The following is a 281-nucleotide window of genomic DNA, read 5'->3' as shown; positions in this document are numbered from 1 at the left end:
TGGGTTCCCCCATTCGGAAATCTCTGGATCAAAGCTTACTTACAGCTCCCCAAAGCATATCGTCGTTAGTAACGTCCTTCATCGGCTTCTAGTGCCAAGGCATCCACCGTGCGCCCTTAATAACTTAATCTTTTATGATTGAGCTTCCACTCAATACACCAGTTATTAATTATGTGAGTCGTCTGTCGACGACTAGCGATAATTTTGTTTCAAGCTTTCGCTTGTCACTCGGTTTTGCTTGGTAAAATCTATACTTACTTATCTAGTTTTCAATGTACAAT

General features: G+C 40.9%; 1 rRNA gene. It reads right to left on the bottom strand.

Annotation, left to right across the window (positions count from 1 at the left end):
* Window positions 1–130 (bottom strand): 23S ribosomal RNA (locus CD118_RS11225); the annotation flags it as partial.
* Between the last annotated feature and the right edge of the window lie 151 nt (window positions 131–281).

Origin of the sequence: Staphylococcus coagulans (assembly GCF_002901995.1) — a bacterium.
Classification (GTDB): domain Bacteria; phylum Bacillota; class Bacilli; order Staphylococcales; family Staphylococcaceae; genus Staphylococcus; species Staphylococcus coagulans.
This window is presented reverse-complemented; position numbering and strand designations above follow the sequence as displayed.